This is a genomic window from Serratia proteamaculans (genome assembly GCF_004684015.1).
Classification (GTDB): Bacteria; Pseudomonadota; Gammaproteobacteria; order Enterobacterales; family Enterobacteriaceae; genus Serratia; species Serratia proteamaculans_F.
In genome coordinates this window covers 277,310-292,493 of sequence record NZ_SRIA01000016.1, presented here as the reverse complement: position 1 = coordinate 292,493, position 15,184 = coordinate 277,310, and the positions used below count along the sequence as shown (strand labels likewise).

The 15,184-nt window shown below is 57.7% G+C and carries 14 protein-coding genes; 8 read left to right on the top strand and 6 right to left on the bottom strand.

The features are described 5' to 3' along the window. The first annotated feature begins 9 nt into the window (after positions 1 to 9). The 8 genes from E5C26_RS12340 (at position 10) to E5C26_RS12305 (ending at position 8,509) form a co-directional block, all read left to right on the top strand. Positions 10 to 555, top strand: coding sequence for a formate hydrogenlyase complex iron-sulfur subunit (locus tag E5C26_RS12340; protein WP_135316565.1), 546 nt, complete (start codon positions 10 to 12; stop codon positions 553 to 555). Continuing rightward, complete coding sequence (locus E5C26_RS12335; protein ID WP_135316564.1) at positions 552 to 1,349, top strand: NADH-quinone oxidoreductase subunit B family protein; 798 nt, start codon at positions 552 to 554, stop codon at positions 1,347 to 1,349. Before E5C26_RS12340 ends, E5C26_RS12335 begins: the two co-directional genes overlap by 4 nt. Further along, positions 1,346 to 1,762, top strand: coding sequence for a formate hydrogenlyase maturation HycH family protein (locus tag E5C26_RS12330; RefSeq protein WP_135316563.1), 417 nt, complete (start codon positions 1,346 to 1,348; stop codon positions 1,760 to 1,762). Before E5C26_RS12335 ends, E5C26_RS12330 begins: the two co-directional genes overlap by 4 nt. Beyond that, entirely contained in the window at positions 1,755 to 2,225 is a 471-nt protein-coding gene (gene hycI, locus E5C26_RS12325; protein WP_135316562.1) for a hydrogenase maturation peptidase HycI, read from the top strand. The genes E5C26_RS12330 and hycI overlap by 8 nt, the downstream gene beginning before the upstream one ends. 162 nt (positions 2,226 to 2,387) lie before the next feature. After that, the gene (gene hydN, locus E5C26_RS12320; protein ID WP_135316561.1) at positions 2,388 to 2,930 is read left to right on the top strand and encodes an electron transport protein HydN; all 543 of its coding nucleotides are present in this window, start codon (positions 2,388 to 2,390) and stop codon (positions 2,928 to 2,930) included. A gap of 11 nt (positions 2,931 to 2,941) precedes the next feature. After that, positions 2,942 to 5,098: a formate dehydrogenase subunit alpha gene (gene fdhF, locus E5C26_RS12315; RefSeq protein WP_135316560.1), complete on the top strand. Its 2,157-nt coding sequence runs from the start codon at positions 2,942 to 2,944 to the stop codon at positions 5,096 to 5,098. A gap of 68 nt (positions 5,099 to 5,166) precedes the next feature. Further along, on the top strand, positions 5,167 to 7,464 hold the full coding sequence (gene hypF / locus E5C26_RS12310; RefSeq protein WP_135316559.1) for a carbamoyltransferase HypF: 2,298 nt from the start codon (positions 5,167 to 5,169) through the stop codon (positions 7,462 to 7,464). Position 7,465: 1 nt separating this feature from the next. After that, entirely contained in the window at positions 7,466 to 8,509 is a 1,044-nt protein-coding gene (locus E5C26_RS12305) for a HoxN/HupN/NixA family nickel/cobalt transporter (protein WP_135316558.1), read from the top strand. A 22-nt stretch (positions 8,510 to 8,531) separates the two neighbouring features. On the opposite strand, the gene E5C26_RS12300 is transcribed toward E5C26_RS12305, so the two are convergent. The 6 genes from E5C26_RS12300 to E5C26_RS12275 all read right to left on the bottom strand — a co-directional run bounded on the left by E5C26_RS12300 (position 8,532) and on the right by E5C26_RS12275 (position 15,181). Further along, positions 8,532 to 10,406 carry a diguanylate cyclase domain-containing protein gene (locus E5C26_RS12300; protein WP_135316557.1) on the bottom strand — a complete coding sequence of 625 codons (1,875 nt, stop codon included), beginning with the start codon at positions 10,404 to 10,406 and terminating at the stop codon, positions 8,532 to 8,534. Between the two features lie 258 nt (positions 10,407 to 10,664). Next, positions 10,665 to 11,495, bottom strand: coding sequence for a phosphodiesterase (locus E5C26_RS12295; protein WP_135316556.1), 831 nt, complete (start codon positions 11,493 to 11,495; stop codon positions 10,665 to 10,667). Positions 11,496 to 11,515: 20 nt separating this feature from the next. After that, the gene (locus tag E5C26_RS12290) at positions 11,516 to 12,490 is read right to left on the bottom strand and encodes an ABC transporter ATP-binding protein (protein ID WP_135316555.1); all 975 of its coding nucleotides are present in this window, start codon (positions 12,488 to 12,490) and stop codon (positions 11,516 to 11,518) included. After that, entirely contained in the window at positions 12,487 to 13,284 is a 798-nt protein-coding gene (locus tag E5C26_RS12285) for an ABC transporter permease (RefSeq protein WP_135316554.1), read from the bottom strand. Before E5C26_RS12285 ends, E5C26_RS12290 begins: the two co-directional genes overlap by 4 nt. Continuing rightward, positions 13,281 to 14,165, bottom strand: a complete 885-nt coding sequence (locus E5C26_RS12280) for an ABC transporter permease (RefSeq protein WP_135316553.1) — start codon at positions 14,163 to 14,165, stop codon at positions 13,281 to 13,283. Before E5C26_RS12280 ends, E5C26_RS12285 begins: the two co-directional genes overlap by 4 nt. Further along, entirely contained in the window at positions 14,165 to 15,181 is a 1,017-nt protein-coding gene (locus E5C26_RS12275) for an ABC transporter substrate-binding protein (protein WP_135316552.1), read from the bottom strand. The genes E5C26_RS12280 and E5C26_RS12275 overlap by 1 nt, the downstream gene beginning before the upstream one ends. Positions 15,182 to 15,184 lie beyond the last annotated feature (3 nt).

Sequence of the window (15,184 nt, the reverse complement as noted above, 5' to 3'; positions counted from 1 at the left end):
GAGCCCATCATGCTGAAACTGATTAAAAAAGTGCTGAAAACCGGGCCGGCCACCGTCGCCTATCCGGCCCAGCCGTTGGTTGTCGACCCGAACTTTCGTGGCAAACCCGAATACAACCCGCAGCAGTGTATTGCCTGCGGCGCCTGTGCCAACGCTTGCCCGTCCAATGCCCTGAGCATGACGACCGACCTGACCAGCGGCACGGTGCGCTGGCAGCTGTTTCTCGGGCGCTGCATCTTCTGCGCCCGCTGCGAAGAGGTTTGCCCTACCGCCGCCATCCGGCTTTCACAGCAGTTCGAACTGGCGGTGTGGCGCAAAGAAGATTTGTACGAGCAAGCCGACTTTGCCATCTGCCATTGCCGCCAGTGTGGCAAAGCCTATGCATCGCAGAAGGAAATTGACTATGCCATTGCGCTGCTTGGGCTGAGCAGTACAGAAACCGCCGCGCGCCGCACGCAGTTTGAAACCTGCCCGGCCTGCAAACAGCAGCAAAACCTGACCCAGGCTGACCGCATTGACGTTGGCCGCCATCTGACCCGGGAGGTCATCTTATGAATCCGCCACTGATTGGCCCGCGCGACGAAAATGGCCTGCCGGTGCCGATTACCCTCGACGACAGTATTGCCAAGCTGAAAACCACCTTGCTGAAAGATATCCGCCGCTCGGCCTATGTTTACCGGGTGGACTGCGGCGGGTGCAACGGCTGCGAAATTGAAATTTTCGCCGCTATTTCCCCGCTGTTCGACGCCGAACGCTTCGGTATCAAAGTGGTTCCCTCACCCCGTCACGCCGATATCTTGCTGTTTACCGGGGCAGTCACCCGCGCCATGCGTATCCCGGCGATCCGCGCCTGGCAGGCCTCGCCCGATCCGAAAATCAGCATCTCTTACGGTGCCTGTGGCAACAGTGGCGGCATCTTCCACGATCTCTACTGCGTCTGGGGCGGCACCGATCGCATTGTACCGGTTGATGTCTATATTCCCGGCTGCCCGCCGACGCCGGCCGCCACTATTTATGGCTTTGCCATGGCACTCGGCCTGTTGGATCAGAAAATCAAAGGTCGCCAGCATGACGAAACCCAGGGCGAAGCCACCCAACTGTTACACCCGGCACTGCCCCAGTCGCTGCGAGTGTTGCTGGATCGCGAAGCCCGGCGGATGGCCGGTTATCGCTATGGCCGCCAGATAGCTGACCAGTTTATGCAACTGTTGGCCGCAGACAGCCCATTGCCGGTCGAACAGCGCATTAGCGCTTACCTGCAACAGCAGGACGATATGCGTCTGAGCGAAATTGTCGGCAACTTGCAGGGGATCTATCAGCGGGTACTGCGGGGGGAGTTGCGACTATGAGCCACTCCCATGCCCAGGTGGTGTTCTACTCCCTGAGCCGCAAATTCGTGCAAGAGAAAAAGGCCCCGCCCAAAGCCCAGGAGGTGATCTATTACAGCCTGGCGATTGGCCACCATCTGGGGGTGATCGACTGCCTGGAGGCCAAACTCAGCTGTCCATTGGCCGGGTTCCGCGCCTGGGTAGCCCAACTGCCCGCAGACAGCACCGCCCGGCGCAAGCTGGAAGGGGTCGATCGCTTTGGTGAAATCTGTATCGACAGTAGCCACACCCACCTGCTGGCCAGCGCGTTGAGCGCTGCCGCCCCGCAAATGAACCCCCAGCAGCAAGACTGGAGCCAACAGTTGATCGCCCTGCTGCAGTCGATTGAAAACGAACCCGCCATTTATCTGATGGTCCGGAGGCATGATGACTGACGTTTTATTGTGTGTGGGCAACTGCATGATGGGCGATGACGGCGCCGGCCCGCTGTTGGCGGAGCTCTGTGCCGGCAATCCCCCCGCCGGCTGGACGGTGATTGACGGCGGTGCCGCACCGGAAAATGACATCGGTCATATTCGCGAACTGCATCCTGCGCGTCTGGTGATTGTCGATGCCACCGACATGGGGCTGGCCGCGGGTGAAACCCGGGTGATCGATGAAAAAGACATTGCCGACATGTTCATCATGACTACCCATAACCTGCCGCTCAATTTCCTGATCGACCAACTGCGCGAAACGGTGCCGGATATTACCTTTATCGGCATTCAGCCGGAGGTGGTGGCGTTTTACTACCCGATCGGCGCGGCAGTAAGGCAGGCGGTGACCACCCTGCATCAGCGGCTGCATGACTGGCCAATCAATGGCGGTTACCCGCCACTGGTGGTGACGAATGTCTGACGCGGCATCGTCATTTGTGTCGACATGCCGTCGGTCATTTCGTCACCGTTAACCTAAGCCTCTGCTTTTACTTGATTTTAAGGGTTGGCACGCTTTATGCCTAACCCAGGGCACAACCTATCCATAGTCATACCCGGATGAAGGGTAACTCAGGAGTTATTGATGAACCGGTTTATCATCGCCGATCCCAAGAAATGCATCGGCTGCCGTACCTGTGAAATCGCCTGTGTGATGGCACACAGCGAAAGCCAGGATATTTCAGCGCTCAACGCCGCCAGCTTCGCCCCGCGCCTGCATGTGATCAAAGGCGTTAACGTCAGCACCGCCGTGCTGTGTCGCCAGTGTGAGGACGCGCCTTGCTCTAACGTTTGCCCCAATGGCGCGATTAGCCGCACCAACGGCATGGTACTGGTGATGCAGGAACGCTGCATCGGCTGCAAAACCTGCGTGGTGGCCTGTCCTTACGGCGCGATGGAAGTGATCACCCGCCCGGTTATCCGCCAGAACGGCGCCGTGATGAGCGCCACCACCGAGAAAGCCGAAGCCCATAAATGCGACCTGTGCATCGGCCGTGATAGCGGCCCGGCCTGCATGCAAACCTGCCCAACCAATGCACTGCACTGTGTGGATCGCAACATGCTGCAGGAAATGAACGCCGAGAAACGTCGTCGCGCCGCGCTCGACACCCTGTCGTCACTGTTTTAGGAACTGAACCGATGAAAAAAATCACAACCGTCTGCCCTTACTGCGGTGCAGGCTGCAAAATGAAACTGGTGGTCGACAACGGCAAAATCATTCGCGCCGAGGCGGCTGATGGCGTGACCAATCAGGGTGAACTGTGCCTGAAAGGCTATTACGGCTGGGACTTTCTTAACGATACCAAGCTGCTGACCCCGCGTCTGAGCCAGCCGCTGATCCGCCGTGAAAAAGGCGGCAAATTTGAGGCCGTCAGCTGGGACGAGGCCATTAGCTACACCGCGCAGCGGCTACAGCAGATCAAGGATAAGCACGGCGCCAGCGCCATCATGCACACCGGCTCTTCACGCGGTACCGGCAATGAAACCAACTACGTAATGCAGAAGTTTGCCCGTGCGGTAGTCGGTACCAACAACGTCGACTGCTGCGCCCGCGTCTGCCACGGCCCGTCGGTGGCGGGTTTGCAGGCCACGCTGGGCAACGGCGCGATGAGCAACTCGATTGGCGATATCGAAAACTCCAAATGCCTGCTGGTCATCGGTTATAACTGTGCCGATTCGCACCCTATTGTGGCTCGCCGGGTGCTGAAGGCCAAAGAGAAAGGCGCACAAATTATCGTCTGCGACCCGCGCCGTATCGAAACCGCGCGCATTGCCGACCAGCATTTGCAGATCAAAAACGGCTGTAACATGGCGCTGGTCAATGCCTTCGCCTATACGCTGATTGAAGAAAATCTGTATGACTGCGACTACGTGGCGAAATACACCGAAGGGTTCGAGGCCTACCGCCAGCAGTTAGCGGATTACGCCCCGGAAGCGGTAGAACCGTTGACCGGCGTCAGCGCCCAGCAAATTCGCCAGGCGATGCGTACTTACGCCAGCGCCCCTTCTGCCACCATCATGTGGGGCATGGGCGTCACCCAGTTCGGCCAGGCGGTCGACGTGGTCAAAGGGCTCGCCAGCCTGGCCTTGCTGACCGGTAACCTGGGTCGGGCCAACGTGGGGGTTGGCCCGGTGCGTGGACAAAACAACGTTCAGGGTGCCTGTGACATGGGCGTGCTGCCCAATGAGTTCCCAGGCTATCAGGCGGTCACCGACGCCGCGGTACGCGCCAAGTTCGCCGCCGCCTGGGGCATCGACGCCGCCAAGATGGACCCGGAAGTCGGTTACCGCATCACCGAGATCCCACATTTGGTGCATGAGGGCAAAGTAAAAGCCTACTACATCATGGGGGAAGATCCGTTACAGACCGAGGCTGACCTGAGCCTGGTGCGCGGCGCGTTCGAAGCACTGGACTTTGTGGTGGTGCAAGACATCTTTATGACCAAAACCGCCGAACAGGCCGATGTGATCCTGCCTGCCACCTCCTGGGGTGAGCATGGTGGCGTGTTCTCCTGTGCCGATCGCGGGTTCCAGCGTTTCGAGAAGGCCATTGAGCCGCAGTACAACGTTAAGCGCGACTGGGAGATCATCAGCCTGCTGGCCACCGAGATGGGTTATCCGATGCATTACGACGATAACCAGCAAATCTGGGATGAAATGCGTGAGCTTTGCCCGCTGTTCTATGGTGCCACCTACGAAAAAATGGGTGAACTGGGCCATGTGCAATGGCCTTGCACCACGCTGGAAAGTCAGGGCACCCCTTACCTGTATCAGGGCAACCAATTCACCACCCCGACCGGTAAAGGCCAGCTGTTCGCCACCACCTGGCGTGCTCCGGCGGAAGTGCCGGATGCAGATTACCCGCTGGTGCTCTGTACCGTGCGTGAGGTCGGCCACTACTCCTGCCGTTCGATGACCGGCAACTGCGCCGCGCTGCAAACCCTGGCGGATGAGCCTGGGTTCGTGCAAGTCAATCCACAGGACGCCGAAGCGCTGGGCATTGCCGATCAGCAACTGGTGTGGGTCAGTTCGCGCCGCGGCAAAGTGATCAGCCGTGCCAACTATAACGAGCGTATTAATCTGGGCGCGGTGTATATGACCTACCAGTGGTGGATTGGTGCCTGTAACGAACTGACTCAGGAGAATTTGGACCCGATCTCCAAAACGCCGGAAACCAAATACTGCGCGGTAAAACTGGCAGCAATTGCCGATCAGCACTGGGCGGAAAACTATGCGCAGCAGAGCTACAGCGAGATGAAGGCCCGCCTGCGTCGCGCGGCTGAAGATGTGATGTAAAGTTGCACTGTCACTTTATAGAGGGGCGAATAAATTCGCCCCGATTCACCCACAGAGAGTAATAAAAAGTGTCCCATTCAGGATTACTGCTGCGCATCAGCGGCAAGGTACAGGGCGTCGGCTTCCGGCCTTTTGTCTGGCAACTGGCCGAACAGCTCAACCTGCGTGGTGAAGTCTGGAACGACAGCGCCGGGGTGGAAATTCGCCTGGTACAACCGGTCGATCTTGAAGTGTTCCTGCACGTGTTACACCAACAGGCCCCCCCGTTGGCACAAATCGACCGCATTGGGCAGTGTGCGTTTACCTGGCTACAAGCCCCCACCGATTTCAGTATCCGCCCCAGTCAAAACGGCGCTATGGCGACCCAGATCGTGCCGGATGCCGCGACCTGCCCACAATGCCTGCAGGAAATGAACGATCCACAGGATCGTCGCTACCGTTATCCCTTTATCAACTGCACTCATTGCGGTCCGCGCTTTACCATTATTCGCGCCATGCCTTACGATCGCCCGGCGACCAGCATGGCGCCCTTCACCCTCTGTCCGCACTGCGCCTGGGAATACCATTCTGCGCAGGACCGACGTTTTCATGCCCAACCAGTGGCCTGCAGCGATTGCGGCCCACAGTTGTTTAGCTGTCTGGCGCCAGGGCCAGCGCAACATCAGGGGGATGAAGCGCTACAACAGGCGGCGGCGGCGTTGGCCGCCGGGCAGATTGTGGCGATCAAGGGCCTGGGGGGCTTTCATCTGGCTTGCGATGCTACCAATACCCAGGCCGTCGAGCGTCTGCGGCTGCGTAAACGGCGGCCCAGCAAACCGCTGGCGGTGATGTTACCGGGCACGGATTGGCTGGTACGCTGCGCCAATGGCGTTGATCAGGCGCAATTACAGGCATTGTTAACTTCGCCCACCGCGCCTGTGGTACTGATCCCCCAATCCCCTTATTCGCCGCTGTCTGCCGCCGTGGCTCCGGGGCTGGATGAAGTCGGTTTGATGTTGCCGGCCAACCCGGTTCAACATTTACTGATGCAGGCGATACCGCGCCCGCTGGTGATGACCTCAGGCAATGCCAGTGGCCGGGCCCCGGCGTTAACCAATGACCAGGCATTGGCTGATTTGGTCGAGATTGCCGATCTGTGGCTGATGCACGATCGCGAGATCCTGCAACGCGCTGACGACTCGCTGGTGCGTTTGCTGCCCGAAGGCCATGAGATGCTGCGCCGGGCGCGCGGGTTCGTTCCCGACGCCCTGCCGCTGCCACCCGGCTTCCCTGCTCAGCAGGCGCTGCTGGCGGTAGGTGGCGATCGCAAAAATACCTTTTGCCTGGTGCAAGGCCATCAGGCCCTGCTCAGCGCGCATTTTGGCGATTTGGAGCAAGAGGATATTCAGCAACAGTGGCAACAGGCCATCGAGCACTTCACCGGTTTGTACCATTGTCAGCCACAACGGCTGGCCAGCGATGCCCATCCTCATTATGTCAGTCATCAATGGGCGGCCCGGCAGTCACTGCCGGTGACCCCGGTGCTGCATCATCATGCACATCTGGCCGCTTGTCTGGCCGAACATCAATGGCCACTGGAGGGTGGCGCCGTGATCGGCCTGGCGCTGGATGGTCTCGGCTACGGCCAGGACGGTGCCCTGTGGGGCGGCGAGTGTCTGCTGGTTGATTATCGTCGCTGTCGCCACCTGGGGGGATTACCCGCCGTGGCGTTGCCCGGCGGCGACCTTGCGGCACAGCAACCCTGGCGTAATCAGTTGGCGCACTTCGCGCGTTTTGTACCGGACTGGCAAAGTTATCCTCAGGCCGAACGGCTGTTGATACAGCCCTGGCAACCGCTGCTGCAAGCGATTAACGCCGGTATTAATGCCCCACTGGCCTCCTCCTGTGGCCGTTTGTTTGACGCCGCCGCCGCCAGCCTGGGCTGTGCCCCGGCACAGCAAAGCTGGGAGGGAGAAGCCGCCAGCCGGTTTGAAGCACTGGCGCACCAAAGTGGGCCTTGCCCACATCCTGTGACATTGTCACTGATAGACGGACAATTTGATTTGGCCGCATTCTGGCAACGGTGGCTGACCTGGCAAGCGCCCGCCCCACAACAGGCCTGGGCATTTCACGATGCGCTGGCACAGGGTTTTGCCAGTCTGGCCAGGTATTTTGCCCTGCAGTATGGCATTGAGCATGTGGCGTTAAGCGGTGGCGTGCTGCATAACCGCTTGCTGCGTCAACGCCTGCAGCACCATCTGGCCCCCTTGCAGGTGTTGCTGCCACAACAACTGCCTGCGGGTGACGGCGGGCTGGCGTTGGGCCAGGCGCTGGTCGCCTGCGCCCAACACTCTCCGGCTTCTTCTTCTACCTTTGACAGGACCTGATATGTTAAACCGCGAGTTTTTCCGCACTAATACCCGCGCCTTTTGGTTATTACTGGCGCTGGTGGCGTTAAATCTGTTGGCCTGGGGAGCCGCTTTTACCGCCTTTCATCGCTACCCGGCGTTAATCGCTGCCGCTTTACTGGCTTATGGCTACGGGCTGCGTCATGCGGTGGATGCTGACCATATCGCCGCTATCGATAACGTCACCCGCAAGCTGATGCAACAAGGCCAGCGACCGGTTTCCGTTGGGGCATTCTTTTCGCTGGGTCACTCCAGCATCGTGATCCTGGCGTGTATTGCCATTGCCGCCACTTCATTGGCATTTGGCGATCGCATTGGCTGGCTGCATCAGTACGGCGCGACACTGGGCACGCTGATCTCCTCGCTGTTCCTGTTGGCCATGGCGCTATTGAACTGGCTGATTTTCCGCGATGTTTACCGAATTTTCCGCCAGGTGAAACGCGGGGAAAAACTGGTGGAACAAGATGTGGCCCTGCTGGTTAACGGCAGCGGCGGCGTGATGACGCGCCTGTATCGCTTCGCTTTTAATCTGGTGAATAAAAGCTGGCATATGTATCTGGTCGGTTTTTTGTTTGGTCTGGGTTTTGACACCGCCACCGAGGTCGGCCTGTTGGGGATCTCTGCAGCGGGTGCCACTTCCGGCCTGTCGGTCTGGTCGATCATGCTGTTCCCATTGCTGTTCGCCAGCGGCATGGCGCTGATTGACTCGCTGGATAATTTCGTGATGGTCGGCGCTTATGGCTGGGCCTTCAATAAGCCGATCCGCAAGCTGTATTACAACATGACTATTACCGCCGCCAGCGTGGCCATTGCGCTGGTGATCGGCGGCCTGGAAGGTTTGGGGTTACTCGCCGACAAACTGGGGTTACAAGGCGGCCTGTGGCGCGGCGTTGAAACCCTCAATGACAACATGGGCAGCGTCGGCTACGCCGCCATCGTGCTGTTTGTGGTGTTGTGGGCATTGTCCGAGCTTAATTACCGGCGCAAGAACTATGATTCGCTGACGCCGATCCCCAAGCGGTGATGCCATGGTCAACGCCCCATCATCAACAGATGGTGTAGGTTCTTTTCCCTGCGGATTTCGCCAGATACATGGCATTGTCCGCTTTTGTCAGCAACGCCTCGGCCGTAGTATTGGCATCACAGGCGATCGCCGCGCCGATACTGGCAGACAGGTTCACACTTTGATTGCCTATCTGCCCTATTGCCGCTAGTTGCGCCAACAGCTTTTCACAGAAAGCACTGACCTGCTGGTGCGGATCCGTCAGCGGCCACATGATCACCGTAAATTCATCTCCGGCGAGGCGCGACACGCTGTGATGGGTACCGGCACAGAAACTGAGCAAGCGGGCAAAGGTTTTCAGGATCTGGTCACCAAAGTCATGACCAAAGCTGTCATTCATCGCTTTGAAACCATCGAGGTCGATAAACAGCAACGCCATTGGATGTTGAGGACAACAGGCCTGCAATGTGCCCGCCAGCCGCTGCAGGAAGGCACGGCGGTTGGTTAACCCGGTCAACATGTCATGACTGACATCGTACTCCAGCCGCCGCTGTAAACGTTTAAGCTCGGTGATATCCATGGAAAGAATATAGAACCCGCCGGTGTCACTGGGCACCAGAGTGGTGTGGATCATCAATAAGCCCTGCCGCGTTTGGAATTCATTCTCAAAGCTGACGGTTTCGCCTGCCAGCGCCCGCAGGATCATCGGTTTGGCCATGGCATAGGCCTCCTCCCCCATAAATGCCTGGACGGTCATTTCGCTGAGGTGTTCTTCATCCAGACCAAACCAGGTTTTGTAGGCGCTGTTGGCAAACAGATAACGCTCGTCCGCATCAATCTGACTGATCAGCGCCGGCATGTTGTCGGTAATCGCACGCAGACGCTCTTTTTCCGTGCTGAGTTGATGCTCGGTGAGTACCCGGCTTTTAATTTCCTGGTTAAGTTTGTTAACCACGAAATTCAACTCACGGGTACGGGCCTCTACCCTATCTTCGAGCTCATGTTGCAATGTGTAGAGGTCGGCCTCGGCCGCTTTACGCTCGCTGATATCGACAATAACTGAGATGAAATGGTGAGGCTCCCCGTTGGGCAAACGGTTGAGTGCCACGGTAAGCTGAACCCAAATCATGGAGCCGTCGGCGCGTATATAGCGTTTCTCCATCGAATAGGTGTCGATTTCGTTGGCCAGGAGCTGTTGCAACAGCCCAAGGTCGGCGTGCAGATCCTCCGCAAAGGTGATGTCCTGGAAGGTGCACTCCAGCAATTCTCGCTCAGAGTACTGCAACATCTCGCAAATACGCGGGTTGACGCGCAGCCAATAACCGCCCAGTGAGACCAGGGCCATACCCACCGCCGCCTGAGAGAAGGTTTGCTCAAATAAGGCTTCGGTGCGCTGCAGGTTGGATCTGAGCTTTTCGGTATGGATACCCCGTTCAATACTGTGCAAATACTCTTCGATAATGGCGGCAAAATCATGTAAGTCACTCACCTTCTCGGCAGCGAACGGCTGCGGATGACTGTCGATGATGCACAGAGTACCGAGCGGCAGACCATCCAGAGAGAACAAGGGTTGCCCGGCATAGAAACCGATCCTTGGTCCACCGGTCACCAGCGGGTTATCAAAGAACCGCGGGTCAGCGGCCGTGTCCGGCACCACTAACACGTCGCGTTGTAAAATGGCGTGGCCACAAAACGAAATGTTGCGCGGGGTTTCTCGCACATCCAGGCCAAAACGTGACAGGAACCACTGACGCTCACGGTCAATTAACGAGATCAAGGCAATGTTGACCCCAAAATACTTTGCGGCTAACCGTGTGATACGGTCGAGTTTTTCTATCGAACGCGTATCCAGTACGTTCAGCGAGTTCAAAACCGACAGGCGTTCGGTTTCATTTTCTGCAAAACAGGGTTCGAGCATGTGCACTCCGGCTTGGGATCTCTGCGCGACATTGGGTTCATTGTTGTAACCGCGCGTCATAAATGACTTATTTGCTTTCAGCTTAGTCGTTTTCTTGCCTCAATTGGATCCCAGTAGCAAAAACTCATGGGTTGAGCACAAAACACCTTAGCTGACGCCGGCATCACCCTGGAGTGCCTCTCTGGATTGTTTCAATGCAAATCGGTATTGCAGAAAACCGCGGGAGAGCGAAATTACCGCCCCGCGGCCAGCGCCGGATCAGTCAATCAGCCCCTGTTCGTCGTAAAACGGGTACGGCCCGTCATACTCCCCCAACACACAGTGGTGAGTGGTCATCTCTTGTCCTGCAGCCCAACGGTGCAGCAAAAAACCGGCAGGTTCGAGCACGAAATTGGCCGGCCCATCCTGACGTAAATCCAACGCCACCTGGTGCGATAACCCCGGCGCGCTGCATGCCAGTGTCCCGGCAAACAGGCTCTGGATACTGCGGTGCAAATGGCCGCATAACAAACGGACCACCTGCGGATGGCGGCGTAGCACCACAGCCAACGCTTCCGGGTTGGCCAGCCTTTGGCGGTCCATATGCGTGATACCGCTGATAAACGGCGGATGATGCAACATCACCACCGTCGGACGCTCTGTGGCCAGGGCCAACTGCGCATCCAGCCACGCCAGACGCTGTTCACAAAGCCGTCCACCGGGTAAACCCGGCTCGGTCGAGTCCAGACCAATCAGCCGTACCGGATAGTCATCGCACACCCACTGGATAAACTCATCCTGAAGGTGCAAATACGGGTGATCTGCGAATGCGCGCCGCAGGGCCGGACGATCGTCATGATTCCCCGGGATGACAAAATAGGGGATCGTCAATGTTGCCAGTGCCTGACGCAATTGTTGATATTCATCGTCGCGCCCGAAATCTACCAAATCGCCGGTAATCACTACCGCATCCGGGCGGGGTTCCAGTTGATTGAGCCGCTGGATACCCACGTGCAATGCCGCAAACGTATCCACTTTCTTATAAGACAGGCGGCCGCCTGCCTTGATGTGCAAATCGCTTATTTGAGCCAGTAAAAAAGAGCGGGTCATATTAACCATTTCCTGATGTTTTAAAGGGTAAACCAGGCTTGCGGAGCCACCTGCACGCCGACCTGTTGGCCAGGCTGCCAATGCTGACGCGCATTGCAATCTGCCAGTAAGGGGACGGCGGTACCAATATCGACCAATACACGCTGGTTCTGTCCCAAAAACACGCTGTGGAGCACCGTGCCGCGCAGCGTCGACAGCTCATGGCTGCCCAGGACAATATCTTCCGGCCGACAATAGCGTTCTGTCCCATCGGCCCCGCGCACGCAGTTAACCGAGCCGATAAAATCCGCCACAAAGGCGTTCGCCGGTTGATGGTAAATTTCACGCGGGGTGGCAATCTGCACAATGCGTCCCTGGTGCAGCACCGCGATCCGATCGCCCAACGCCATGGCTTCTTGTTGATCATGAGTAACGTAGACGGCGGTGATCCCCAGCGTATCCAGCAGGCGACCGATATCTACCCGCAGCCGTTCCCGCAGCTTGGCGTCCAATGCCGCCAAAGGCTCATCGAACAACAGTACTTTGGGCTGTGCCGCCATCGCACGCGCCAGTGAAACGCGTTGCTTTTGCCCACCAGACAACGCCTGAATAGAGCGGTCGGCAAACGCGGATAAGTCGACCATCTCCAACATTTCCGCCACCCGATGGCGAATTTGCGCGGCGGGCATCCGCAGGATCTTCAGCCCATAAGCGACGTTCTGCGCGACATTCAGGTTGGGAAACAGCGCATAGTTTTGGAACACCATCCCGACATTGCGCTTTTCGATCGGCAAGCGAGTCACGTTGCGTTCGTCAAACCAGACCTCGCCGCCGTTATCCGGCGTTTCCAGTCCGCTGATAATGCGCAACGTGGTGGTTTTACCGCAGCCCGACGGCCCCAGGAGCACCAGGGTCTCACCTGGCTTCACCTCTAAATCCAGCGGATGCAGTGCGGTATTGCCATCGGCAAAAGTTCGCGAGCAGTGGCGCAGATGTATAGCTACAGGTTGTGTCATGACAATTTCTCTTTGGTCTTTTGTGGCTTGCCGATCCATTGCAACGCCAGCAGCAACGGAACAATCATCAGCAGGAAAATCAGGGTGTATGCGGAACCGACTTCCAGCCGCATGGAGGCATAACTGTCCGCCAAACCCACCGGCAGTGTTTTAGTCAGGGGCGTGTGCAGCATCCAGGTAATGTTGAATTCCCCCATCGACAGCGTCAGCACCATAAAGGCCCCTGCCAGGATCCCACTGGTGCAGTTCGGCACCACCACCGTAATAAAACGCCGCAGGAAACCGGCACCCAGACTGGCCGCCGCTTCTTCCAGGCGCAGCAGATCCATGGCGCGCATCACCGATAACACCGGGCGGATCATAAACGGCAAGGTAAACAGCACATGACCAATCAGAATAAACACCCAACTGCCGCGTAACGCTTGAAATTGCCCGTAGACCAATAACAACCCCAACGCGGTTGCCAACCCAGGAATGGCGACCGGCATCAACAGGCACTCTTCAATGAAATGCGCCCAACGCCGGGATGATCTCAGCAGGCCATAGGCCGCCGGTACTCCCAGCAGCAAGGTACAAAGCAGACAGGCCAGCGCCAAATAGAACGAAAGCCATAGCGTATCGCCGTACATCTGCCATACCTGAACCAGCCAACGTGTCGTCAGGCCACTGCGCAAACCGATAAAATAGTTTTCCGTGATCCCCGCCAGCATCGACAGCAATACCGGCACAATCATGAACAGGCATACCAGCAGGGTAAACGCCAACTGGCTGTAAAACAGAATCGGGCGTTTCATACTGCCGCCCCCATGCTGCCACTGGACAGACGACGTGCCAGCGCCAATGCCAGCCAGGTCACCACGCCGAGCAGCACCGACAGCGCCGCGGCAGTGGCAAAGTTGGCGTAATTGGTAAACTCGCCGTAAATCCCAATCGGCAACACATTCAAACGCGTCCCCAGCGTAAAAGCGGTACCGAAGGCCCCCATACTGGTGGCAAAACAGATGGCGCCGGTGGAGATCAGCGCAGGGCCGATGCCGGGCACGATCACGTCCCAAACGATGCGCCAGGTACCGGCCCCGAGAGAGCGAGCCGCCTCCTCCAGGCTGGTGTCGAGTTTTTCGCAGGCGGCGACAATGGTCATAATGACCCTGGGAATGGAGAAGTAGAGATAGCCGATAAACAGCCCGCTCAGCGAGTAGGCGAACATCCAGCGCTCACCGAACAATGACAGCCCTATTTGCGCCAGCAACCCTTGGCGACCGGCCAACATCACCACCAGAAAACCGACCACCACGCCGGGAAACGCCAGTGGAAAGGTCAGGACCGCCAGTAACAATGCCTTTCCGGGAAAAGCGTTGCGCGCCAAAAAACAACCGCTGACAGCGGCGATAGCCACCGCGCAGACGGCCACCATCAGTGACAATGTCACTGTGACGGCAAAACTGCTGAGATATTGCGGCCGGCTGAGTACCGTCCAGTAGGCATTAATACCGGTGCTGTTATCCGGCCCAGCTCCCATCACCACCAGATAGCCAAACGGCAGCAGCCAAAAAGCGCTGAAAAATGCCAGCGCCGGTGCCAGTGATATCGTCAGCAGCGGAGAAATACGCCCTCTCCGTCTGGGCGACGAAACAGCCCCCCTCCGGGGGCTTGATGTCAGATTCGGCGAAGACATTATTTCACCTCGCTGAGGTACCGTGCAGAGAAGGCTTTTTGCGCATCGGCCATTTGCTGATAATCCACGGTTTTCGCCCGTGCATAATCGCTGTCCGGCAGGAAACGTGACCCTGCCTCAGCCGAGATAACCCCACTACGTACCGGTCGCAAGTAGGCATTGGCCCAGATTGACTGGCCTTTATCAGAGAGCACGTAGTCGATCACTTTCTTGCCGTTATCTGCATGTGGCGCGCCTTTCACCAGGCTGATCACGTAAGGAACGGTCACGCTGCCCTCGTTTGGGATCACGAAGGCAACATTGACATGGTCTTTATAACGCGCACGATAGGCATTGAAGTCATAGTCGAGCAGGATGGGGATTTCACCGGACAAGACACGCGCGTAGGCGGTTTGTTTAGGTACGATTGGCGCATTATTGGCCAACTTTTTGAAATAGTTAATTGCCGGGGTGAAGTCATTGAGATTGCCGCCCTCCGCCAGATTAATCGCTACCGCACCGACGTAGCCCACGAAGGCGCTGGACGGGTCAAGATAACCGACCATTCCTTTATACTCGGGTTTTAGCAGGTCGTTCCACGACTGAGGTATCGGCAAGCCACCCAGTGCATCGACGTTCACCATCAACCCCATGGTGCCCGAATGCAGCGCCACCCACTTGCCTTGCGGATCCTTCATACCCTCGGGGATCTGATCCCAGTGAGCCGGTTTGTAATCGGTAACCACCCCGGATTTGGCGGCCTGAATGCCGAAGCTCACACCGTAGTACACCACGTCCGCCACCGGATTGTTTTTCTCGGCAACCAATTGCGCCAATGACTGGCCGGAGTTCTTGTTATCTTGCGGCACCTGAATACCGGTATCTTTGGCTATCGCTTGCAGTTGGGTGCCCCAGTCGGCCCACTCCGGCGGGCAATTATAACAAACCGCCTCTGCCGCCAGTGCGGTGTGGGCGGTCAGCGAGGCACCAAGCAGCAGCGTAGCTGTCGCCAGACGAGTCAGGGTAATGTTTTGCATGAG